We start from the raw sequence: 21,196 nt of genomic DNA on the forward strand, positions 1-21,196 counted from the left end.
CGAGCAGGCCGAGCAGGGCGTCGACTACTTCACGATCCACGCCGGCGTGCGCCTGCCCTACATCCCGCTGGCCGCCAAGCGCATGACCGGGATCGTCAGCCGCGGTGGTTCGATCATGGCCAAGTGGTGCCTGGCGCATCACAAGGAATCGTTCCTCTACGAGAACTTCGACGAGATCACCGAGATCATGAAGGCCTATGATGTGGCCTATTCGCTGGGCGACGGCCTGCGTCCCGGATCGATCTACGATGCCAACGACGAGGCGCAGTTCGCTGAACTCTATACGCTGGGGGAATTGACCAAGCGGGCGTGGGAACAGGATGTGCAGGTCATGATCGAAGGCCCCGGCCATGTGCCGATGCACAAGATCAAGGAGAACATGACCAAGCAGCTTGAGGCGTGCGGCGAAGCGCCGTTCTATACGCTTGGGCCGCTCGTTACCGATATTGCGCCGGGATACGACCATATCACCAGTGGCATCGGCGCAGCGCAGATCGGTTGGTACGGCACGGCGATGCTCTGCTACGTCACGCCGAAGGAACACCTTGGCCTGCCCGACCGCGATGACGTGAAGGTTGGTGTGGTGACCTACAAGCTGGCAGCGCACGCAGCCGATCTGGCCAAGGGCCACCCAGCGGCGCAAGTGCGCGACGATGCGCTGAGCAAGGCGCGTTTCGAGTTCCGTTGGCGCGACCAGTTCAACCTGTCGCTCGATCCCGACACGGCCGAGCAGTACCATGATCAGACGCTGCCCGCCGAAGGGGCGAAGTCTGCGCACTTCTGTTCAATGTGCGGACCAAAGTTCTGCTCGATGAAGATCAGCCAGGAAGTGCGTGAATTTGCCGCGAAGCAGAACCAGCCGGTTGAGGCCTTTGTTGCCAATGAGGCAGAGGCCGAAGCAGGCATGAAGGCGATGAGCGAGAAGTACGACGAGATGGGGCGCGAGCTTTATATCGGTGCAGGTGGCCGCGAACACGATTGAGCCGTTACGGATAACACCCCCTCTTGCGTGCGACAGGCCTAAGCGGCAACTGATCGCAAGTGTTCACAAGATGGGGGTGTTTTCCGATGACTGATCCAAAAGCCATGATCCAGACGATGATTGCGCTGGCCTCTGCTTCGCTGGGGCTGGTGGCTGCGCTGGCATGGAATGAAGCGATAAAGGCCACCCTTGCTCTTCTGGGCATGGGGGACAGCCTTGCCGGGCTGTATAGCTACGCCATCGTGGCCACACTGCTGGCGGTAATCGTTCTGGCGGTTCTGGGCCGTCTTGCGGCACGGATTGGCGGTGACGCTGCGTTTGAACGTGAAGCGGAAGGCTGAAAGCAGTTCCAGATACCGGGAAAGTCCTGCGCTCTCCCGGTATTACATGATCTTGATGTAGAGGATCGCGCCCCACAGCATCAGGTTGAGCGCGCCACCAGCAATCGTCCATCTTACCGCGTGGTAAAGCAGCCGCGCCTGCGCATCGATCGAGCGGATGAAGCTGGCGAACAGACGCTGGCGTAGCGCCGCATCGCCCTCAAGACCGTCGGCGTCAAACTCCTCACCCAGCAGCATCGCGCGCAGGGCAAAGAAGCACGAAATCACGAGCGGCAGCAATGCTGCAAGGTTGGCCAGCACGAAGCCGGGCTGGGTCGGCGCATCAAGCGAGAGCGGCGCGCCGGGGCTTGCGGAGATGGGGTGCGTGCCGATAGTGATCAGCAATGCATTCAGGCCGAGCATTGCGCCAAGGCGGACGGACAGATCCAGATCGCGATTTTCGAGAAATTCGAGATCGGCGATAAAGCTTGGTTCGGGCGGATCGCAACGCATCGTCTGAAATGCGCGCAAGCGGGAGCGGAAGGATACGAAGGCCATATAGGGCCGATTTCTATTGCACCGGTTGCTTAGGGGCAAGCTGTTGCCACCAGCAAGAATAAGTACGGTAGGGCGCAGATGGCCTGCGCTTTTGCGCAGACCCGAAAACGCATGGTGTGCAGCCTAGCTTAGCTAACGCAGCAGTCCTTGAAGTAACGTACGGATCTGCGCGGGTGTCTGGTTGCTGGTGACTTCCAGGTAACCAATGCCTGCGCGCCGCAGCGCTTCTTTCTTGATGGCATCACGCGCAGCAGTTTCAGTGCTGAGGTGGTGGCCGCTGCCTTGGAATTCTATGGCGTGGATTGGACGAAATTCCTGATCAACAATAAGCAAATCAACCCGTTTTGCATTGATGGCCCAGAACGCCTCCTTGTCCTCGCTTGCAAGAATCTCGCCAAGTGACACTTGGCCCATCGCACGCCAATCAGGTCTGGCGTCGGCAACGGCTCTGTCGACGACGGCTAGCAGGCGCTTCTCGGACTGGTTGAGCAGTGGCCGCGCTTTGAAGTTTGCTTCCATGACACGGCATAGTTGATCGCTCGCAGTTTCTGTCTGTGCCCTCGCTTTTGGGGGAGTATCAGGGCTTTGCTGGCGACCCTTCCGTCCTGTGCTGTTCCGACCGCGCCAGAACGCACGTCGTTCTGCGCGCTTGAGATTCTCTGAAAAGCGCTCGACCGCAATTCCTATTACCGCACCGATAGCCAACAGGATTGCGAGAAGGTGGGGTTTTCCAATCAGATCGACGATTTCTTGAGGCATGTTCGGTGGAGTATAGTAGATATCTCAACGAATTCTTATTTAGCGATGCCGTCGTTTCAAAAAGGGGAACCTTTGCAGTCCTCTGTCCATTGCTCTGGCAATCGGGTGCCATTTTCGTGCCCGCCATCCAACGCATTGGAGTAAGCGCGATGAACAAGGTTCTGATGATTTCAGCTCTGGCTGCTGCTACGATGACGGCTGCCTGCACCAGCAACGGCTACTACGACCGCCCCGGCTATGCCGATGGTTCGGGTGATTGGGGGTATTACGACCGAGGCTACTACGATCGCTATGGCCGTTACGACTACAACAACCCTGACCCGCGTTACGGTGGCTATTATGCCGACCGGTACTATCGCAACAACGCGCGATATCGGGAGCGTCAGCTTTCCAACGACGACCGCGTGTATCGTGGCCGTGACGGGCGTTACTATTGCCGCCGGTCAGACGGTTCGACAGGGCTCATCATCGGCGGCCTTGGCGGCGCGGCAGCAGGTGCGATAATCGCGCAGGGCGATAGCAAACCATTGGGTGCCATCATCGGCGCCATCGGTGGGGCTGCGGTGGGTGCGGCAATCGACAGCGGCAATCGCAATGATCGCGGCAACGTGCGCTGCCGCTAACGGCTCAATCGCGCCAGTACTTCGTCCAGCGCCGACAGGAAGCGGGAGCGATCCGCTTTGGAAAACGGCGCTGGTCCGCCAACGATATCGCCACCCGCGCGCAGATCGGCCATGATCGCGCGGGTGGCGATCTGGCCGCCGATGGAACCGGTGGTGAAGGGTTTGCCTGCGGGAGAGATCACGCTTGAGCCTGCTTTCAGGCAGCGGTCGGCCAGCAGGATATCGGCAGTGACAACAACTGATTTCACGTTGGCCGCTTCTGCAATCCAGTCATCGGCTGCATCGAAGCCATCGCTTACGACCACACGCCGGACGAGCGGATGGACCGGGACGCGAAATGGCGAATTGCTGACGACCGTGACAGGCACGTTACGGCGGAAGGCGACCTTGTAGATTTCTTCCTTCACCGGGCAGGCATCCCCATCGACGAGAATGGCCAGGGCGGGGGCTGCGGCAGGTTCGATCATGCTGCGCCATAGCGGTTGATCGCGTTTTGCGCCACTCTGCCCGAATACATTCGCCAGATCGCGCTCGACCTGCTACCCGGCCATCGCTGACGTCGAATTTTGCGACGGACTTCGGCATTGACTTCCGCCTTGGTGCCTCGGCGCTCTCGTGGCTTTTGACGACGATTTCCTTTCAATTGACGATTTTGACGCACGACCCGGCTGCAATTTTGCAGGCGGGCAACCATCGTTCTTGAAAGGAACTCTCATGCCCGTAGGCACCGTAAAATTCTTCAACACCGAAAAAGGCTATGGCTTCATCCAGCCTGACAACGGCGGCGCTGACAGCTTCGTTCACATTTCGGCGGTGCAGGCTGCCGGTATGGCCACGCTCGATAAAGACCAGCGCCTGAGCTACGAAGTCGAAACCGGCCGCAACGGCAAGGCTTCGGCTGTCAATCTCGCTTCGGCCTGATTGTAAAGGCATGAGGCGCGGTGGCCCTTTGCAAAGGGCCGCCATCCTGCCATTGCGCAGGGATGATATCCGCCTCTGAAGCCGAATTGCAGGTCCGCTTTCGCCGTGCAGCGTTCAATCGCGCACTGGCGGAGGCGGACCTTGCTGCTATTGGGCCACTGCTTTCCGCAGATGTCGTGCTCGTTACTGGAACCGACAGTGCGGTAATATCGGGACGCAAGGCACAATTGGCGGCATGGAAGCGCGAATTTTCTGCTTCTCCGCGCACCATCTATACCCGCACGACAGAGATCGTCATGCCGTCTCCGGTTGAACCGATCGTCATGGAACATGGCAAGTGGCAGGGGACGGTTCACGCATCGGGCAGCGTTATTGCTTCGGGCACCTATGCCGCAAAGTGGCGACATTTCCCGCAGGGTTGGGCACTGATAGCCGAGATTTTCGTGACGCTGGGATAAGACTTGCGGCGATCAATCGTGCCCGCCGCGTGAAAGTTCGGTCCAAAAAAAAAGGGCGCAACCGCAATCGGCAGCGCCCTTTTTTGTGTTCTTACCGGCTCAGCAATGTGCTTGCACGGCTAACGGGTTTGGCGAGGCTCGCCAAGCGGCGAGGCATTCCCGTGTTGCCCGGCAGTCAATCGTTGGCAGCAGCCTTGCTGGTGATGGGCTTCACGTCCTTCACGTCAAACGTAACCGGGCGACCGTTGAAGCGACCAGTGACGGTGCGCTTGGTAACTTTCAGTTCGAAAGGCACCTTGCCGGCATAGGCCGAACCCTTGAGCACCTTGACTTCGCCCTGCTGTTCGGCGGTGTAGTCGTACTTTACGCCCTGATAGGTGAACGAACCGGTTTCCGGCTCTGCGGCAACGGCAGGAGCGGCAACGAGGACGGCGGCGGCGAGAGCGATTGCAGACTTGATCATGGTAATGTCTCCTGGAAGATAAGGAAAGATTACCTTCAGCACCCTTATCTTGTTGCGTTGCAGCATACGATTTGTGTGCAATGCGGCAATTGTATTTCCCAGAAGGACAGTTGCATAAAGCGCAATTTTAGGAAAAATGCTTTACAATCAACGTTTGGGTAAAATGTAGCGTTACACCTTATGCGCCAACTTACGTATGCGCGGGCAACCAGCGCCGGGATTTCGCTGCTCGCCCGCTTGTCGCACCTCAGCGCTTGCGCACGAATTCGGCGCGCAACACCAAACCCTTGATTCCGGGATACTTGCAGTCGATCTCTTGCGCATCGCCTGTCAGCCGGATCGATTTGATCAGCGTGCCCTGCTTCAGCGTCTGGCCCGCGCCCTTGACCTCAAGATCCTTGATCAGCGTCACCTGATCGCCATCGGCCAGCAGATTGCCAACCGCGTCACGCACTTCAATGGTGTTGGCTGCTGCATGCTTTGCGGCCAGTTCGGATGCAGGCATCCATTCGCCGCTGTCCTCGTCATAGACATAATCTTCGTTGTCACTCATGATTCCCTCCTCCGTCTGGCGGGGCGGTGGCATGATGGACGCCGGAATGCCAGCAAAAGGGAAGGGGACAGATGGACCGCACGATAGTCAGGCTGGGGCCGAACGATGCAGCGCCTGCAACAGCAACGCTTGCTGCGGCGTTCAGCAACGATCCGGCGATGGTGTGGATGTTTCCCGATGAGCGCGTTCGACAGCGGCGCCTGCCGGAGCTGATGCGGTGGATATTCGAGGACCACCTGCGGCACGGCATGGCGCTGGGCACGGCAGGTTGCGAAGCGGTGACGCTATGGCGACCGCCGGGATCGGTGCACGACCACGCGGCGCTAACGCCCGTGGCGGTGGTTCGTTTTCTTGGGCTGCTGGGTACAGCTGTCTTGCGCGCTGAGAAGCTGGATCGCACGATCGGCAGGCATCTGCCCAAGGGTGAGCAGCAGTTCTACCTGCGGATGGCTGGTGTAAGGCCGGATTGCCAAGGGCAGGGCTTGGGCGGAGCAACGATCCGGGCCGGGCTGGCAGAGGCGGATCGGGCCGGGCTTCCATCGGTGCTGGAAACGGCGACTGAAAGCAACGTGGGCCTTTACCGCACGCTGGGTTTCGAACTGATCGACGATTGGCGCGTGGGGAAGGGCGGGCCGCGCTTCTGGACCATGACGAGGCCAGTTACGGTCAGATGAATGCGGCGTAGATCAGTCGCGCACCCAGGATGACCATGAGCAGATAGATGATCGTGTAGAACCGCTCCGGCTGCAGCACTTTGACCAAGCGTACCGAAAGGATCGTGGTGCCAATGGCCAGCGGGACGAGGAGGGCTGCAGCCACGACGACATCGTGCGTAAATGCGCCCAAGGCGAGATAGCTTGGCACCTTGAACCAGTTGATTGCGGCGAACAGGATGGAATTCGTGCCAGCATAGCTCAAGTGCGGCAGCTTGCGCGGAGTGACCCACATCTGGAACGGCGGTCCGCCCGCGTGTGCAACCTGGCTGGTGAAGCCAGTGGCCATGCCGAACAGTGCGCCCACCCATCCCGGCGATGTCGACGCGGCGGCGACGCGCCCGCCACGCTCGATCCACAAGCGGTAGACACCGAACACCAGCGTAATTGCGCCAAGCACGCCCATCAGTGCTTTTTCGTCAATACTCGCCGCCATAGCCCAGCCGATGCCAATGCCGACAATGGCACCCGGCAGCATCCACCCGACGATCCACTTGTCCCACGTATGACGAAAGGCCCAGACGCTTACCACATCCTGCACGATCAGGATCGGCAGGAGGATCGCCGCGGCGGTAGAGGGAGGCAGGGCGAGCGCCACCACCGGCGTTCCAAGCGCGCCAAGGCCTGAGAACCCGCCTTTTGCCATGCCGACAAGAAGGACGCCGACCACGCAGGCCAGCAGAATGACGGGATCAGAGAGGAGCATCGTGCCTTATCCAGCCTTCCGGCGCATCGGCCAGTCCATCACCCCACCGCACCACAGTGCGAGCCACACCAGCAGCGGTTGCGCGAACATGCGTGGCACGTGATAGGATAGGCCAAGGCCACTATCAGGGCGCGCCATATCGATGATGAAGTGGTTGATGTTGGCGGGAAATACGCAGATGGCATACAGAGCCAGTCCGATGGCTGCTGCCCGGCGCAGCGGAAATGATGCTGGCTGTAACAATCCCACGGCACCAAGGATTTCGGCCACACCGGTCCACAACACAACCTGTTCGGGGAAGGGCACACACGCGGGCATGATGGTGAGGAACGGAGCTGGTTTAATCAGGTGGATCACGCCAGCGGCAAGATAGAACAGCGCCAGAACTCCGCGCGCGACAGACCGGATCATGCGCCGGGGTTCCATCCGGGCGGTGCAAGGGTAAAGCCTGCGAAATCGAACCCGGGCGCGACGATGCACGATACCAGCGCATAGCCGTGCGGCCCGCTCACGACTGAAGCAGCCTGCCATTGTCCGGTTGGGACAACGCCTTGCAGATTATGCCCCGCGACATGGTCGGGGCCAAGAACGTGCCGTACCGGTTGCGCGGTGTCATGCGCAGCGATTTCCAGCAGCAGGGGATCACCCCCTTGCCATATCCAGATTTCGTCAGCGTCAACGGTGTGCCAGTGTGAGCGATCCTCCGCACGCAGCAGGAATACGATTGCCGTGCTGGCCGCTCGTTCGCCTTCATTGGAGGGCGAACGCCATGTTTCGCGAAAAAAGCCGCCCTCTGGATGCGGCGAAAGCCCGAGTTGGTCGATCAGATCTTGGGAATTGGGCATGGCAAAGGTGTTGCTGGACCTAGCAATGGTGTCAATCACCAGATCGCCGGCTCAAGGTGCAATCCGCATTGCGCGATGGCAGTCCAGCCACGCTGCGCGATCACGTCATTGCTTTCTCGTGCACTCCGGTCATCAGCAAGCGACCACGTTACGTGCCATACTTTGCCGTCTGGTCGTGCAGTTGATCCTTCCAGCGCGACGACCATCGCTTCGACGCCAGCGCCATCGTCTGCGTACCCGACTATTTTCGCGTCCGCTATCGTATCAGGCAAAGTCGTTCCGCTGATCGATAATGTTACGTGATCAGCGATGGTGCGCGCATATTTCGGCGGGAAGGCAACGATCAGGGCATCGCGGCATTCGCGCGTGATTTTCCATCCTGTCGTCATTCCTGCCCGGTCCAGTTCAACGATATCATTACTGCGGTGTGATGAGTGCACCTGTAACCCAGATGATCGTCAGCGCGCCGATTGCCAGAAACAGGCCAATCGCCAGAATCCAGCGCGCGATATTGTATGTCTCTGCGCCGCGTGCCTCATTCGTGGTCACGTGGGTTTCGTCGCCTTGCTTTTCCATAAAGCGTCTCCTTCGGCAATTTCAGAACTTGCCGAGTCTACGCTTTGGAAAGCCCCCCGTTCCGGCGCGCTTCGATACAAGGCGCGACGGAAGGGGAGGCAGATCGAAAAATCAGTCGCGCAGGAGTTCGTTGATACCGGTCTTGCTGCGGGTCTGTGCATCGACGGTCTTGACGATAACGGCACAGTAGAGCGACGGGCCGGGCGTGCCATCGGGCAGCGGCTTGCCGGGCATCGCGCCGGGCACGACCACGGCATAGGGCGGAACCTTACCGATGTGGACTTCGCCCGTTGCCCGATCGACGATCTTTGTAGATGCGCCAAGGTACACGCCCATCGAAAGCACGGCACCTTCGCCTACGATCACGCCTTCAGCCACTTCCGAACGCGCGCCAATGAATGCGCCGTCTTCAATGATGACGGGGCCAGCCTGAAGCGGTTCCAGCACGCCGCCAATGCCTGCGCCGCCCGAAATGTGGACGTTCTTGCCGATCTGCGCGCATGAACCCACGGTAGCCCAAGTGTCGACCATCGTACCTTCATCCACGAAGGCGCCGATGTTGACGAAGCTGGGCATCAGCACCACGCCCTTGGCAATGTGTGCGCCCTTGCGCGCCACGGCACCGGGCACCACGCGGAACCCGGCATCACGGAAACGGTTTTCGCCCCAGCCTTCGAACTTCGAAGGCACCTTGTCGAACGCCGGAGCGCCGCCAGCACCGTGTTCGATCACGGCATTGTCGTTGAGGCGGAACGAGAGCAGCACGGCTTTCTTCAGCCACTGATTGACCTGCCATTCGCCGTTCACCTTTTCGGCCACGCGGGCCTTTCCGCTGTCGAGCAGTTCGAGAGCAGCCTCGACGACTTCGCGCACAGCGTCACTGGCAGGCGTAACATTGGCGCGGTCTTCCCAGGCGGCTTCGATAGCGGTTTCGAGCTGGGTCATGGTCTTTCTCCGTCCGGGATCAGTCTGGAACAAAATTGCGCGGCCACTAGCCCAGCGAGATCGGATCGGCAAGGCTCGCCAACGTGTGATCGAGCCACTTGCTGATGTCATCCGCGATCACGTCGATGGCTGCATCATCCTTCGCGCGGTCACCCCAATCGGTGGCAAGGTCAAGCCATACGGTTTGCATCCCCAGCGCTTTTGCGGGCGCCAGGTTGCGCGCCATGTCTTCGACGAAGACCGCCGTTTCGGGTGTTATGTCAAAGGCGTCGATCATGCCCGTATAGGCCGAGCGTTCCGGCTTTGGCCGGTATTGCATCGCGTGAATGTCCCAGATGCCCTCGAAGCTGTTTTCCAGATCGAGCGCGGCCAGCACCTTGCGGGCGTAAGCATCGTCGCCGTTGGTGAAAAGCAGCTTGCGACCGGGCAGCTTTGCAAGGCGATCTGCAAGACGAGGGGCGGCAGCAAGGGGGCGCATGTCGATATCGTGGACGAAACCCAGAAATTCGTGAGGTTCGGTGGCGTGAAAGTGCATCAGGCCTGAAAGCGTGGTGCCGTGATCGTGGAAATAGAGCTTCTGCACGCGCCGGGCCTCGATCTCGTCACAACCCAGCAGGTTCTGGATGAACAGGCCCATCCTTTCGTCGATCTGATCGAACAGGCGCGTGGATGGCGGATAAAGCGTGTTGTCCAGATCGAAGATCCAGCAATCGACGAATGTCGGATCGAAAGGCATTGCATATTCCCGTTCAAAGCCGTGTCATATGACGTTTACGATCCGGGGCCTATCAGCAAGAAGCGCGAGTGACCACAAGGGCTTGGGAACAATGATGAAGGCGGCGAAATTGCTGGGGTGTGCAGGGGCGCTGGCTTTGCTTACGGGCCTTGCCGGATGCGGCGGCGGAGGCGTTTCGAGCACGCCGGCACCAATCGCGCCTGCCCCTACGCCAACGCCATCCCCAACTCCGGCACCCGTCCCAACGCCCACCCCCACGCCGACGAACTACGATACATCCGAATATCGGCGCTCAGATGGTCCGTCGCTGCATGGTGCGATCACGGCATGGCAGGCGGGAGCCAGCGGTGTGGGAGCCACAATCGCCATCATCGATTCCGGTATCGACACCGCCAACTCAGAATTTGCAGGCCGCATCGCCACCACATCACGCGATGTCGTGGGGTTCCGGTCGTTGAGCAACGCCGAAGATGATCACGGCACGCAGGTGGCGCTTGTGGCGGCAGCGGCGCGCAACGATTCAGGGGTTATGGGCATGGCGTGGAATGCCACTGTCCAGATGCTTCGTGCAGATACGCCGGGCACCTGCAGCGATTCCGATGGCTGCACTTTTGCCGATGGCAATATCGCGGCGGGAATAGATGCAGCGGTCAGCGCAGGGGCGCGGGTTATCAATCTTTCGCTGGGCGGTGACCCGGCCAATGCGGCGCTGCGCACGTCGATTGCTCGGGCGGCGGGCAGCGGGGCGGTGATCGTGGTTTCAGCCGGAAATGATGGTGACAGCACGAGCGTTGGCGTCGATCCCGCCAACCCCGATCCCTTCGCCGCATCGGTATTGCAGGCAGGTGGTGCCAATGTGATCATCGTCGGGTCGGTGGATGATGCGGGCGTCATCTCTAATTTCAGCAACAGACCCGGCACATCCGCAGCATCCGTGCTGATGGCCTTGGGCGAGCGTGTGTGTTGCGTTTACGAGGGCAGCGTTCCCAAGACGACAACCAACGCCGACGGCACATTCGTAACGGTTGTCAGCGGCACCAGCTTTGCCGCACCGCAAGTTTCGGGCGCGGTGGCCCTGCTTGCCGAAGCGTTTCCCAGCCTCACCGGCGCGCAGATTGTCGATCTGCTGCTGCGCAGCGCGCGCGATGCCGGGGCAACGGGCACTGATGCGATTTACGGGCGCGGATTGCTGGATATCCCGCGTGCGTTTTCCCCGCAGGGCAGCACCAGCCTTGCGGGGACGCAGGTCGCCGTGTCGCTGGCCGCGCTGTCGGGAACGACGAGCGCGGCGATGGGCGATGCGATCAGCGGTACGTCCTTGGACACGGTTATGCTGGATGGATATCGCCGGGCCTATCGCGTTGATCTGGCGTCTGGCGTTCGCGCCGGGCAGGCTCGGTTGCCTCTGCATGAAGCGCTGGCGGGCGGTGGCAGGCCGGTGGCAATGGATGCTTCCAGCTTTTCACTGGCCTTCACTGTGGACCGACGGTTCGGCGCGGTGCCCTTGCGCCTGGCACCCGGAGAGGGGCAGCAGGCGCGGGTTCTGGCGTCGTCGGTCGTAACGCGGGTCGACCGCTCGCTCGATCTGGCGTTGGGGTGGAAGGTCACTGCCGAAAGCCTGACCGCACGGTTGCAGCAGCGGCACGATCCGCAGTTCCTTGTCGCAGGCATGGCCAGCGGCGTGTTCACGCGGCCTGAGACGGGGATGGCGGCGCGCTATCGCCTCGGAAAGCTCGGTTTGACCGTTTCGGCGGAGCGCAGCGTGCTGGTGCGGTCCGATCCGCTGCGTGACCGGCGCGAGGATCGGATGACGCAAGTCGGCTTTGCGCTGGACGGCGGACGGGATGGCGTGTTCGACTGGCGGCTCGGCTTTGGCCTGATGCGCGAGGAGCGCACGGTGCTTGGCGCGCGGTTTGCCGATGCTCTGGGCGGCGGCGGGGCCATGACGGCAACGGTGTCGCCGGGCTTTGGCTGGCACTTCGGGAAAGGCTGGGCGCTGGGGGCGACGGGCAGCCTCGGCGTCACGCGGATCGAAAGCGGAGCGGTGGCGACCGGCGGATCACGGTTGATGTCATCATCGTGGAGCGTCGATCTTTCGCGCGAGAGCGTGCTGTCGGATGGTGACCGACTAGCCTTACGTATCTCGCAACCGCTGCGGGTCGAGCGCGGCGGACTGGACCTGAACCTGCCGGTGGCGTGGGACTACGCGACACAGACCGCCACTTTCGCCCGCGTGCCGCTGTCGCTGGCGCCGAAGGGGCGGGAGCTTGATGCCGAACTGGCCTGGGCGACGGCGCTATGGGGCGGCGATGCCTCGGCCAGCGTGTTCATCCGCCGGGAGCCGGGGCATTTTGCGGGCGCGCCGGATGATGGTGGGGTTGCGGTAAGGTGGTCGCGAGGGTTTTGAGGGTGTGATTGAATTTGCATCAAGACTTTCAGCGACCGAGATGGATGGGGAGCGGTCTGACTGGTTCCGAGCCAATCAACTGCAAAAGCAGACTGGTCGGTGTTCCAAAAAATGGGTATGACATTTCGGATGAAGGCTGCTTCTCTGTGCATGGTCGGCATTTTGGCTGCCTGTCAGAGCGATCCGCCGTCCACTCCCAAGCATTTCAATCTCGAGATCTCAGGCTCTGCCAAATGCTTAGGCGAAGTTATGAGCGAACTTCTCGACATTGATGTTGGTCTTGCCGATGGGCCGGTTTGGTCGAACGGCATCGGTCGAATGGAGGTGGGGCCGATCGATCAGTCTAAACTCCAGACGGTGACTGCCAAGATCAGCGAACAAGGCTGCGCAAAAGAGGTGCGAACCCGCCCCTGCAGCACTCCGAATTCCGATTTGGTTATTTGCAGCAGCGATAATTCAGGAAGGTCGGCTATCAAGTAAACTAAATGAAACGGCAAACGTCGAATTTTGGGCGAAAGCGGTCATTCAAAGCTTACAGACACGGAGAGGCTCTTGCCGACCGCCCACCATCACCCCTTCGGCATGACATGCCGCAGCTTCGCCCCCTCACCATCTTCAAGCACATAGATCGACCCATCCGGCGCCTGTTCGATTTCGCGGATGCGGTTGCCCAGATCGATGCGTTCAAGCTCTTTGGCCTTCACGCCTTCGATCCCCACACGCACGATCCCGGCTGAGCCAAGGCCTGCGATCAGGGCCTGTCCCTGCCATTGGGGGAAGGCCTTGCCGGTGTAGAAAATCATATCGCCCGGTGCGATCACCGGATTCCAGCTAATCGCGGGCTGGGCGAGCTCGGGCCGCGTGCTGTTGCGGGGGATCGGCTTGCCATCGTAGTGATCGCCGTCCGACACCAGCGGCCAGCCATAGTTCTTGCCTGGTTCAACAAGGTTGATCTCGTCCCCGCCTGCCGGGCCATGCTCGATATCCCACAGCCGCCCATCGGGCGAGAACGCGATGCCGAGCAGGTTGCGGTGGCCGAATGACCAGATCTGCGCGGTCACACCGCCCTTTTCAGCCATCGGATTGCCGGGTGCGGGCGTGCCATCTGGCAGCAGCCGCAGAACTTTGCCGAGATTGGCGTTCAGGTCTTGCGCGGGCGTGAACTTCTGCCGATCGCCCGATGTGACGTAAAGGTACTTGCCATCGGGCGAAAAGGTCATGCGGTGCGAATAGTGCCCTTTGCCAGTAACCTTGGGAAACTGCCGCCAGATTACGCTCAGCCCTTCGAGCCGGGGCGTGCCGTCCATCATCAGCTTGGCCTTGCCGACAACCGCACCGCGGGTATCGCCTTCGCCTTCTTCGGCCCAACTGAGGTAGACCACGCCGCTGGTGGCGAAATCGGGCGCGGCGATCACATCGCCAAAGCCGCCCTGTCCGCCATAGGCTACCTTTGGCGTTCCAGCCACATCCACAGTTTCTGCAGTGCCTTCGCGCCACAGCTTCAGCTTGCCCTTCTTTTCGGTAATCAGCGCCATCTGCGTGCCCGGCAGGAACGCCATCGCCCACGGTTCGTCGAACGTCGCCACGTCGGTCACGGCAATGCCTGCTGTGGCGGGATCGGTGCCTTGGGCGGAAATCGATGAGCCGCAGCTTGCGAGGAGCAGGGCGAGGGGCGATAGCGAGCGCAGGATCGGATTCGTCATGCCCGCTACAATGCCCTCAACTGCTTCTTGTGCCACCACCTTTTCGTCCATGCTCACGATCGGCGTGGACGAGGCAGGCAGGGGGCCGCTGGCTGGGCCAGTGGTCGCCGCCGCCGTTGTGCTGTGCAAGCCACGGCCATCGGGGCTGGACGATTCCAAGAAGCTTTCGGCCAAGCGCAGGGCGGAACTCGAAGCGGTGATCAAGCGGCGCTGTCGTTGGGCGGTGGGCTTGGTCGAGCCTGAAGAGATCGATCGCCTGAACATCTTCGGTGCCACCATGCTGGCGATGACGCTTGCGGTTCAGGCGCTTTGCCAGCAGCTTGCAGCAGGCGAAGGCGTGGGCGAAGTGCTGATCGACGGCAACCTTACGCCGCACGGTCGTCGCGCCGAATGGTGCTGGCCCGCTCGCGCGATTGTTGGGGGCGATGCCATCGAGCCGTGCATTTCCGCCGCGTCGATCATCGCCAAGGAACACCGCGACCGGATCATGCGCGAAGCGGCACTGGCCCACCCGCACTATGGCTGGGAGCGCAACGCCGGGTATGGCACGCCCGAACATCTGGCGGCCCTGCGCACGCACGGCCCCACACCGCTTCACCGCCGCAGCTTCGCCCCCGTTGCCCAACTCACGTTGCTCTGAAAATATTTCCTGAACGTGCGGGGTACTACATCTTGAGTCTACCGAGTGTGGGCGGACTCAAGATGTCGATCTGGACTCGTTCCGTTCTCACCTCAAGCTGCGCGCGACTCGCCTGATTCCGGCGAGTCGCCGCTTGACGTGGGAGTCGTGATGACTCAAACGGTGGCCTTGTCCACAGGGGGTCAGGTCTAGATATGGCAGTCGCAGTGAAGGAGCGTGCGCTCAAGGTGCGTGCAACAAGCGTTCAGGCAAAAGCGCTTCGTGCCGCACCGGCAAAAGTGCTCAAGGCTGACATTGCCCTGCCGCGCAACCAGATCCTGCGTGGCGATTGCATTTCTGAAATGCGCAAGCTGCCCGATGCCTCGATCGACATGATCTTTGCCGACCCACCTTACAACCTGCAGCTTGGCGGTGATCTGGCACGGCCCGATGGCAGCCATGTCGATGCGGTGACCAACGACTGGGACAAGTTCTCCAGCTTCACCACGTATGACTCGTTTACGCGCGAATGGCTGGCTGAAGCGCGCCGCCTGCTGAAGCCCGATGGCTCGATCTGGGTGATCGGCAGCTATCACAATATCTTCCGCGTCGGCACGATCCTGCAGGATCTGGGCTTCTGGATTCTGAATGACATCATCTGGCGCAAGGCCAACCCCATGCCCAATTTCAAGGGCACGCGCTTCACCAATGCGCACGAAACGCTGATCTGGGCGTCGAAGAGCGAGAAGTCGAAGTACACCTTCAACTATCGCGCGATGAAGACGCTGAATGATGAACTGCAGATGCGCTCCGATTGGGTTCTGCCCATCTGCTCCGGCCCGGAGCGCCTGCGTCGCAACGGCACCAAGGCGCACCCGACGCAAAAACCCGAAGCGCTGCTTTATCGCGTGATGCTGGCCACCACCAACAAGGGCGATGTGGTGCTTGATCCGTTCTTCGGCACCGGCACCACGGGAGCCGTGGCGAAGCGCCTTGGTCGTGACTGGATCGGCTGCGAGCGTGAGGACGACTATATCGAGGTCGCGCAGGAGCGCATCGAACTCGCGCTACCGCTCGATGAATCAGCGCTCGTCACCATGCAGTCCAAGCGTTCCGCGCCCAAGGTTGCGTTCGGCGCGCTGGTCGAAAGCGGCTACCTTGCGCCCGGCACACGCCTCACCGCCAAGAAGGGCCGCTTCAATGCCGTGGTCCGTGCCGACGGCTCGTTGCAATCTGACGCGGAGATCGGTTCGATCCACGGTCTTGGCGCAAAGCTGCAGGGTGCCCCATCGTGCAATGGCTGGACGTTCTGGCACGTCGAACACGAAGGCGAAGTCAAGCCGATCGATGCGTTGCGGCAGCTTTATCTGCTCGCGGTGGAAGATTGATAGCTTGAACTGCCCATGCGCCCCCGCGTAGGCGGGAGCCTCAGGCCATCTGGCGGAATCCTCGCGCCCGACTGCACGAGGTTCCCGCCTTCGCGGGAACACAGCACGTGCCATCTGTCTACATTCGCCCCATCGCCGTTGCCGAAAGCCCGCAATCCGAAGAAGGCGAGGCAATCCGCCTCGGAGGCGGTCTTGTCTATGCGAGCCGCTTCGCCCTGATCTTGCGCGATGGCGGAAAGGTTACGGCCCGCCAGCGCCTTGGTGTGGCGGAAGTACCTTCGGCCATTTCCGCACTTTCCGATGGCCTCGCTGCCGAAGCCACAGTGCAGTGGGAGAATTTGCGTAAGACGCATCCGCCGCTGGTTTGCGGCCAGCGCATGTTGCGGCTCGATCAGCCGCAGATCATGGGTATTCTCAACGTAACGCCCGACAGTTTTTCCGATGGCGGCCAATTCCTCGACAAACCGGATGCCGCGCTCGATCACGCCCACACCATGCTTTCGGCAGGCGCTGCACTTATCGATATCGGCGGCGAATCTACGCGCCCCGGCGCTGCTGCCGTTTGGGAGGGGGATGAGGTCAAGCGCGTTGTTCCAGTGATCGAAAAGCTCGCCTCAGCAGGCGCAGCCATTTCCATCGATAGCCGTCGCTCTTCGGTGATCGAGGCCGCGCTGGCCGCAGGCGCGCATATCGTCAACGATGTGTCAGCCATGCGCCACGATCCGCGCACGGTCGAAATCGTGGCAAAGGCGGGCGCGCCGGTGGTGTTGATGCACGCGCCGGGCACCGATGGCGATCTTCACGCCGATGGCGAATATGCCGATGTCGTCCTTGATGTGTTCGATGCCTTGCGTGAACGGCGTGATGCCGCACTGGCTGCAGGCATTGCGCGCGAAAAGATTCTGCTCGATCCCGGTATCGGCTTCGGCAAATCACTGGCCGAAAATCTTTCCCTGATCAACGCCTTGCCATTGTTCCACGCGCTTGGTCAGCCGATCTTGTTCGGCGCAAGCCGCAAACGCATGATCGGTGCGCTGTCCAATGAGGTGCCCGCGCATCAGCGCATGGCTGGTTCGGTCATGCTTGCGCTCAAGGCTATGGACGCGGGCTGTCAGATGGTCCGCGTCCATGATGTGGCCGAAACCGTGCAAGCCTTTCACGTCTGGCGCGGTTTGCGTGACGCGGCGCTCACGGATTTCAGCCAGCTCGTCTAAAGTGAAACGCCGCCATCGCTGACGAGGCACGTACCAGTAATCGTTGCCGCTGCGTCTGACAGCAAAAAGCCGATCTGCGCCGCCACTTCTTCCGCGCTGGCAAAGCGGCCCAAAGGCGTGGCGTCCTTGGCCATCGCAGCCAGTGCTTCGGCCCGGCCGCCATGTTGTTCGACAAGGCCCGCAAACCATTCCGCCTTGTCCCAGATGCCGGTATCCACGCCGCCGGGGGCGATTGCGTTGACCCGCACGCCAAACTTCGCCGCCTCGGTCGCAGCAACTTTGGCCAACTGGATCGTTGCAGCCTTCGATGCGGAATAGGCAGCCGTTCCTGCCGCAGCCTTCACGCCGGAAACCGATGCCGTCATCACCACTGAACCGCTGCCGCCCTTTTTCATCGCACGCAGCGCTGACCGCAGAGAGAGGAACATGCCGTCAAGGTTGACCGCCATCGTCTTGCGCCAGGTTGCGATATCCAGATCAACGATGTCGCCGTTGCTCGCGATGCCAGCGTTCAGCACGGCATGATCGATCCGGGGCAAGTCTCGCTCGAATAGCTTCCACAGGGCAGGATCGGCCACATCGCCGCCAATCGGATGCACCTTGCAGCCAAGACCAAGTGCATCCAGCCCCGGTCTGTCCATGTCGATCAGGATCAGTTCGCCAACGCCACGGGCATCAAGCCAGCGAGCCGCTGCAGCACCGATACCCGATGCCGCGCCGGTGATGAGCGCCACGCGCCCTGCAAATTCGGATTCCCCAGCCATGAGCCAAGGCTAGCGCCAATCAGGCGGCGTTGTCGATTCCCAGTTCGGAAAGCTTGCGATAAAGCGTCGATCGCCCGATCCCCAGTCTCCGCGCCACTTCGGTCATACGCCCGCGATAGTGGCCGATGGCGAGCCGGATCACATCGGCTTCGATATCTTCCAGAGGACGCAGATTGCCATCGGGCGCAAACAGGGTGATGCCTGCACCGTCGGTTACGCTAGGCGCACGACGGTTGCCTTCCCCAATCAGGTTGGAAAGGTTCGGAAAATCCTGCGGTGTCAGCGCTTCACCGTCGCAGAACACGGCTGCGCGGAACAGCGTTGCCTGCAATTGCCTGACGTTGCCCGGCCAGTCATAGGCTCCCAGCAGCGCCAGCGCGCCATCGGTAATGCCAAGAGGACGCAGGCCCGGCTGTTCGCCTATGCGTGCCAGAAAATGACGAGCCAGCGCCGGAATATCGGCAGGGCGCTCGCGCAGTGCAGGTAGGGTCACCTGGGTTTGCGTAAGCAGGGCGTGAAGATCGGCACGGAAATCGCCGGTTTCCACCAGATCACGAATCCCGGCATTGGCACACACGATCACGCGCACATCCACGCGGAATGAATGACGGGCGCCGATGGGCTGCACGTCACCTCGCTCAAGAAAGCGGACGAGCCGCTCCTGAACATTGTCGGGCAATCTGTCGATCTCGTCGATCACCAGCGTGCCACCATCGGCATGTTGTAACAGACCGACGTGACGCTCGAACGCGCCCGGGAATGCGCCTTTCTCATGCCCGAACAGCGCGGATTCGATCTGGTTCGCAGGAACGCCACCGGCATTGATCGTGCGCATTGCCGTCTTGGCGCGCGGACTTGCCGCGTGCATCGCGCGCACCAGCATTTCCTTGCCGGTGCCGCTTTCGCCCTCGATCATCACGTTGGTATGGGTGCGTGCCGCCTTTGCAGCCACCGCCAATGCTGCACGAAAGGCCGGAGCCGCGCCGATCATCGATTCGAAATCGAGCGGCGCGCCGAGTTTCTCGGTCAGCGGTTGCAATTCGATTGCATCGGTTTCGCGCGACGTTGCGCTGCGCAGGGCCTGTAGCAGTCGTTCGGGTGCCACGGGCTTGATCAGATAGTCGGTCGCGCCAGCACGCATCGCTTCAACCGCCAGCAGCGGCGAACTGCTCGTGGTCAGCATCAGGATCGGCAGGGCGGGGCGGCGCGCTTTCAATTCGGCAATCAGGGCGCAGGCGTCATCACCCGGCACCCATTGGTCCAGAATTATCGCGCCAAGCTGCATTCCTTGTCGCGTGCCAAGCGTGGCAATCGCGCTTTCCGAATCGCGGGCGATGATCGTGCGCCACCCCTCGCGCGATGCCAGTGCCGAAATCAGCCTGCATTGCGCGGGTTCATCGTCGATCAGCATGAGAAGGCGCTGTTCGGACTCCTGCATGACCTGTACTTTTGGTTACCCCCGCATTTGCGTCAGGAGCGCAGCACTAACCGGATTGGGTAAAGACCCGATTAAGCGCGAGAGGAAGCTGCGCACTTGAGTGCCAGCCAAGCCACCGCTAGAGAATTGCCGCTGCGCCGCAACCGGCGCATGATTTTTGGGGAAGAACATGGCTCCTGCGAACGATATCAAGGCCGCCAAGGCTACTTACGAAGGCTTCGTCAATCTGGTGAAGTGGTCCACGCCCGCAATTTGCGTGCTGGTCGCGATCGTCATCCTGGTGATCCAGTAAGAACGCCGTGGCGGGGGCAATAAAGATCGCCGTCCTTCGGGAACGCGCGACAGGGGAGAGCCGGGTTTCGGCAACGCCGGAAACCGTGAAAAAATTCATTGCCCTCGGGGCGACGGTCTCGGTCGAGAGCGGGGCGGGGATTACCGCCTCGATCTCGGACGAGGACTACCGCGCTGCAGGAGCCGAAGTTACCGACAATGCCGTGCACGGCGCGGATATCGTGCTGGGCGTGCAGGGGCCTGAAGTCGATCAGCTTGCCGGTGCCAATCCCGGCGCGTGGATCGCTGCCGGTCTTGATCCATTCGGCAAGCGTGCACGCGTCGATGCCTATGCCGCCGCCGGGCTGGAAGCGCTGGCGATGGAATTCATGCCGCGTATCACACGCGCGCAAAGCATGGACATCCTCTCCTCGCAGTCCAATCTGGCTGGTTACAAGGCCGTATTGGTCGCCGCCAATCTTTATGGCCGGGCCTTCCCGATGATGATGACCGCGGCAGGCACGGTTTCTGCTGCCAAGGCCTTTGTCATGGGCGTGGGCGTTGCAGGTCTGCAGGCCATCGCCACCGCCCGCCGCCTCGGCGCGCAGGTTTCGGCGACTGACGTTCGCTCAGCCACGAAAGAACAGATCCAGTCGCTTGGTGCCAAGCCGATCTTCGTCGAAAACGTCGCGGGGATCGAAGGTGAAGGCGCAGGCGGCTATGCCACCGAAATGTCCGAGGAATACCAGAAGGCACAGGCCGAACTGGTGTCCAGCCACATTGCCAAGCAGGACATCGTGATCGCGACGGCATTGATTCCGGGGCGCGCTGCTCCCCGGCTGATCAGTGACGCACAGATCGCCACGATGAAGCCCGGTTCGGTGATCTACGACCTTGCCGTGGCGCAGGGCGGGAACGTCGAAGGTTCGGTGGCGGATCAGGTGGTCGAAAGGCACGGCGTCAAGATCGTCGGTTATTCGAACACGCCCGCGCATTTGCCGGCAGACGCTTCAGCGCTGTTCAGCCGCAACCTCTACAACTTCCTCTCGGCCTTCTGGGACAAGGAACAGGGCAAGCCTGTCCTCGACGAGGAAATCGGCAACGCCATCCGCCTCACGCAGGGCGGCAAGGTAGTCAACGAACGTCTGCTCGGCTGAGGGGGCCTGACATGGACTTCATATCGATCCTGAGCATTTTCGTGCTCGCCTGCTTTGTCGGGTATTACGTCGTCTGGT

General features: G+C 61.1%; 28 protein-coding genes and 1 pseudogene. 14 read left to right on the forward strand and 15 right to left on the reverse strand.

Annotation, left to right across the window (positions count from 1 at the left end):
* Together thiC and ACOVQ0_RS02255 are read left to right on the forward strand one after the other, a co-directional pair.
* Positions 1–982, forward strand: a 982-nt coding sequence (gene thiC / locus ACOVQ0_RS02250) for a phosphomethylpyrimidine synthase (RefSeq protein ID WP_421879699.1), incomplete at its 5' end; no start/stop codon positions are given.
* Positions 983–1,068: 86 nt separating this feature from the next.
* Positions 1,069–1,323 (forward strand): DUF5654 family protein, encoded by a 255-nt coding sequence (locus tag ACOVQ0_RS02255; RefSeq protein ID WP_421879701.1) that lies wholly within the window; start codon positions 1,069–1,071, stop codon positions 1,321–1,323.
* A gap of 42 nt (positions 1,324–1,365) precedes the next feature.
* Here ACOVQ0_RS02255 and ACOVQ0_RS02260 read toward each other — a convergent pair whose 3' ends face one another.
* Entirely contained in the window at positions 1,366–1,860 is a 495-nt protein-coding gene (locus tag ACOVQ0_RS02260) for a hypothetical protein (RefSeq protein WP_421879704.1), read from the reverse strand.
* A 132-nt stretch (positions 1,861–1,992) separates the two neighbouring features.
* On the reverse strand, positions 1,993–2,619 hold the full coding sequence (locus tag ACOVQ0_RS02265) for a DUF2726 domain-containing protein (protein ID WP_421879707.1): 627 nt from the start codon (positions 2,617–2,619) through the stop codon (positions 1,993–1,995).
* A 149-nt stretch (positions 2,620–2,768) separates the two neighbouring features.
* Between ACOVQ0_RS02265 and ACOVQ0_RS02270 the strand changes: the two genes are divergently transcribed.
* Positions 2,769–3,242, forward strand: a complete 474-nt coding sequence (locus ACOVQ0_RS02270; protein WP_421879710.1) for a hypothetical protein — start codon at positions 2,769–2,771, stop codon at positions 3,240–3,242.
* On the opposite strand, the gene ACOVQ0_RS02275 is transcribed toward ACOVQ0_RS02270, so the two are convergent.
* Positions 3,239–3,709 (reverse strand): YaiI/YqxD family protein, encoded by a 471-nt coding sequence (locus ACOVQ0_RS02275; protein ID WP_421879712.1) that lies wholly within the window; start codon positions 3,707–3,709, stop codon positions 3,239–3,241. The genes ACOVQ0_RS02270 and ACOVQ0_RS02275 overlap by 4 nt on opposite strands.
* 247 nt (positions 3,710–3,956) lie before the next feature.
* Here ACOVQ0_RS02275 and ACOVQ0_RS02280 point away from each other — a divergent pair, with 247 nt between their 5' ends.
* Both ACOVQ0_RS02280 and ACOVQ0_RS02285 read left to right on the forward strand, forming a co-directional pair.
* Positions 3,957–4,163, forward strand: a complete 207-nt coding sequence (locus tag ACOVQ0_RS02280; RefSeq protein ID WP_421879715.1) for a cold-shock protein — start codon at positions 3,957–3,959, stop codon at positions 4,161–4,163.
* A gap of 62 nt (positions 4,164–4,225) precedes the next feature.
* Positions 4,226–4,621 carry a YybH family protein gene (locus ACOVQ0_RS02285; protein ID WP_421879718.1) on the forward strand — a complete coding sequence of 132 codons (396 nt, stop codon included), beginning with the start codon at positions 4,226–4,228 and terminating at the stop codon, positions 4,619–4,621.
* 175 nt (positions 4,622–4,796) lie between these two features.
* Here the strand turns inward: ACOVQ0_RS02285 and ACOVQ0_RS02290 are convergent, their stop codons facing one another.
* Positions 4,797–5,084, reverse strand: a complete 288-nt coding sequence (locus ACOVQ0_RS02290) for a hypothetical protein (RefSeq protein WP_421879721.1) — start codon at positions 5,082–5,084, stop codon at positions 4,797–4,799.
* A 247-nt stretch (positions 5,085–5,331) separates the two neighbouring features.
* The gene (locus ACOVQ0_RS02295) at positions 5,332–5,637 is read right to left on the reverse strand and encodes an alkylphosphonate utilization protein (RefSeq protein WP_421879724.1); all 306 of its coding nucleotides are present in this window, start codon (positions 5,635–5,637) and stop codon (positions 5,332–5,334) included.
* A gap of 71 nt (positions 5,638–5,708) precedes the next feature.
* Here ACOVQ0_RS02295 and ACOVQ0_RS02300 point away from each other — a divergent pair, with 71 nt between their 5' ends.
* A complete protein-coding gene (locus ACOVQ0_RS02300) occupies positions 5,709–6,311 on the forward strand; it encodes a GNAT family N-acetyltransferase (protein ID WP_421879727.1) in 603 nt (200 codons plus the stop codon).
* On the opposite strand, the gene ACOVQ0_RS02305 is transcribed toward ACOVQ0_RS02300, so the two are convergent.
* The 7 genes from ACOVQ0_RS02305 to ACOVQ0_RS02335 form a co-directional block, all read right to left on the reverse strand.
* Positions 6,304–7,056 (reverse strand): sulfite exporter TauE/SafE family protein, encoded by a 753-nt coding sequence (locus tag ACOVQ0_RS02305; RefSeq protein ID WP_421879730.1) that lies wholly within the window; start codon positions 7,054–7,056, stop codon positions 6,304–6,306. The genes ACOVQ0_RS02300 and ACOVQ0_RS02305 overlap by 8 nt on opposite strands.
* 6 nt (positions 7,057–7,062) lie before the next feature.
* Entirely contained in the window at positions 7,063–7,467 is a 405-nt protein-coding gene (locus tag ACOVQ0_RS02310) for a DoxX family protein (RefSeq protein ID WP_421879733.1), read from the reverse strand.
* Positions 7,464–7,901, reverse strand: coding sequence for a cupin domain-containing protein (locus ACOVQ0_RS02315; RefSeq protein WP_421879736.1), 438 nt, complete (start codon positions 7,899–7,901; stop codon positions 7,464–7,466). The genes ACOVQ0_RS02310 and ACOVQ0_RS02315 overlap by 4 nt, the downstream gene beginning before the upstream one ends.
* A gap of 35 nt (positions 7,902–7,936) precedes the next feature.
* Positions 7,937–8,290 (reverse strand): hypothetical protein, encoded by a 354-nt coding sequence (locus ACOVQ0_RS02320; RefSeq protein ID WP_421879740.1) that lies wholly within the window; start codon positions 8,288–8,290, stop codon positions 7,937–7,939.
* A gap of 28 nt (positions 8,291–8,318) precedes the next feature.
* Entirely contained in the window at positions 8,319–8,477 is a 159-nt protein-coding gene (locus ACOVQ0_RS02325) for a hypothetical protein (protein WP_421879742.1), read from the reverse strand.
* Positions 8,478–8,588: 111 nt separating this feature from the next.
* Positions 8,589–9,422, reverse strand: a complete 834-nt coding sequence (dapD, locus tag ACOVQ0_RS02330; protein ID WP_421879745.1) for a 2,3,4,5-tetrahydropyridine-2,6-dicarboxylate N-succinyltransferase — start codon at positions 9,420–9,422, stop codon at positions 8,589–8,591.
* Positions 9,423–9,468: 46 nt separating this feature from the next.
* A complete protein-coding gene (locus ACOVQ0_RS02335) occupies positions 9,469–10,158 on the reverse strand; it encodes a pyrimidine 5'-nucleotidase (protein ID WP_421879748.1) in 690 nt (229 codons plus the stop codon).
* A 91-nt stretch (positions 10,159–10,249) separates the two neighbouring features.
* On the opposite strand from ACOVQ0_RS02335, the gene ACOVQ0_RS02340 reads away from it, so the two are divergent.
* Entirely contained in the window at positions 10,250–12,565 is a 2,316-nt protein-coding gene (locus tag ACOVQ0_RS02340; protein WP_421879751.1) for a S8 family peptidase, read from the forward strand.
* A 129-nt stretch (positions 12,566–12,694) separates the two neighbouring features.
* Entirely contained in the window at positions 12,695–13,045 is a 351-nt protein-coding gene (locus tag ACOVQ0_RS02345; protein ID WP_421879754.1) for a hypothetical protein, read from the forward strand.
* 89 nt (positions 13,046–13,134) lie between these two features.
* Here the strand turns inward: ACOVQ0_RS02345 and ACOVQ0_RS02350 are convergent, their stop codons facing one another.
* A complete protein-coding gene (locus ACOVQ0_RS02350; RefSeq protein WP_421879757.1) occupies positions 13,135–14,268 on the reverse strand; it encodes a PQQ-dependent sugar dehydrogenase in 1,134 nt (377 codons plus the stop codon).
* Positions 14,269–14,317: 49 nt separating this feature from the next.
* On the opposite strand from ACOVQ0_RS02350, the gene ACOVQ0_RS02355 reads away from it, so the two are divergent.
* From ACOVQ0_RS02355 to folP, 3 genes are all read left to right on the forward strand, one after another.
* Entirely contained in the window at positions 14,318–14,908 is a 591-nt protein-coding gene (locus tag ACOVQ0_RS02355; protein ID WP_421879759.1) for a ribonuclease HII, read from the forward strand.
* Between the two features lie 194 nt (positions 14,909–15,102).
* Positions 15,103–16,275, forward strand: a complete 1,173-nt coding sequence (locus ACOVQ0_RS02360) for a site-specific DNA-methyltransferase (protein ID WP_421879761.1) — start codon at positions 15,103–15,105, stop codon at positions 16,273–16,275.
* 107 nt (positions 16,276–16,382) lie between these two features.
* Positions 16,383–17,489 carry a dihydropteroate synthase gene (gene folP, locus ACOVQ0_RS02365; protein ID WP_421879763.1) on the forward strand — a complete coding sequence of 369 codons (1,107 nt, stop codon included), beginning with the start codon at positions 16,383–16,385 and terminating at the stop codon, positions 17,487–17,489.
* Here the strand turns inward: folP and ACOVQ0_RS02370 are convergent.
* Positions 17,486–18,253, reverse strand: a complete 768-nt coding sequence (locus ACOVQ0_RS02370; protein ID WP_421879765.1) for an SDR family NAD(P)-dependent oxidoreductase — start codon at positions 18,251–18,253, stop codon at positions 17,486–17,488. The two genes, folP and ACOVQ0_RS02370, sit on opposite strands and share 4 nt — an antisense overlap.
* Before the next feature lie 19 nt (positions 18,254–18,272).
* Positions 18,273–19,691, reverse strand: a complete 1,419-nt coding sequence (locus tag ACOVQ0_RS02375) for a sigma-54-dependent transcriptional regulator (RefSeq protein WP_421879767.1) — start codon at positions 19,689–19,691, stop codon at positions 18,273–18,275.
* A gap of 169 nt (positions 19,692–19,860) precedes the next feature.
* On the opposite strand from ACOVQ0_RS02375, the gene ACOVQ0_RS02380 reads away from it, so the two are divergent.
* The 3 genes and pseudogenes from ACOVQ0_RS02380 to ACOVQ0_RS02390 all read left to right on the forward strand — a co-directional run.
* On the forward strand, positions 19,861–19,983 hold the full coding sequence (locus ACOVQ0_RS02380; protein WP_168851390.1) for an aa3-type cytochrome c oxidase subunit IV: 123 nt from the start codon (positions 19,861–19,863) through the stop codon (positions 19,981–19,983).
* Positions 19,984–20,002: 19 nt separating this feature from the next.
* Positions 20,003–21,118, forward strand: a complete 1,116-nt coding sequence (locus ACOVQ0_RS02385; RefSeq protein WP_421879770.1) for an NAD(P) transhydrogenase subunit alpha — start codon at positions 20,003–20,005, stop codon at positions 21,116–21,118.
* Between the two features lie 11 nt (positions 21,119–21,129).
* Positions 21,130–21,196 (forward strand): annotated as a pseudogene (locus ACOVQ0_RS02390) (NAD(P) transhydrogenase subunit alpha); the annotation flags it as partial.

It is taken from the genome of Novosphingobium sp., assembly GCF_049240505.1.
GTDB lineage: Bacteria > Pseudomonadota > Alphaproteobacteria > Sphingomonadales > Sphingomonadaceae > Novosphingobium.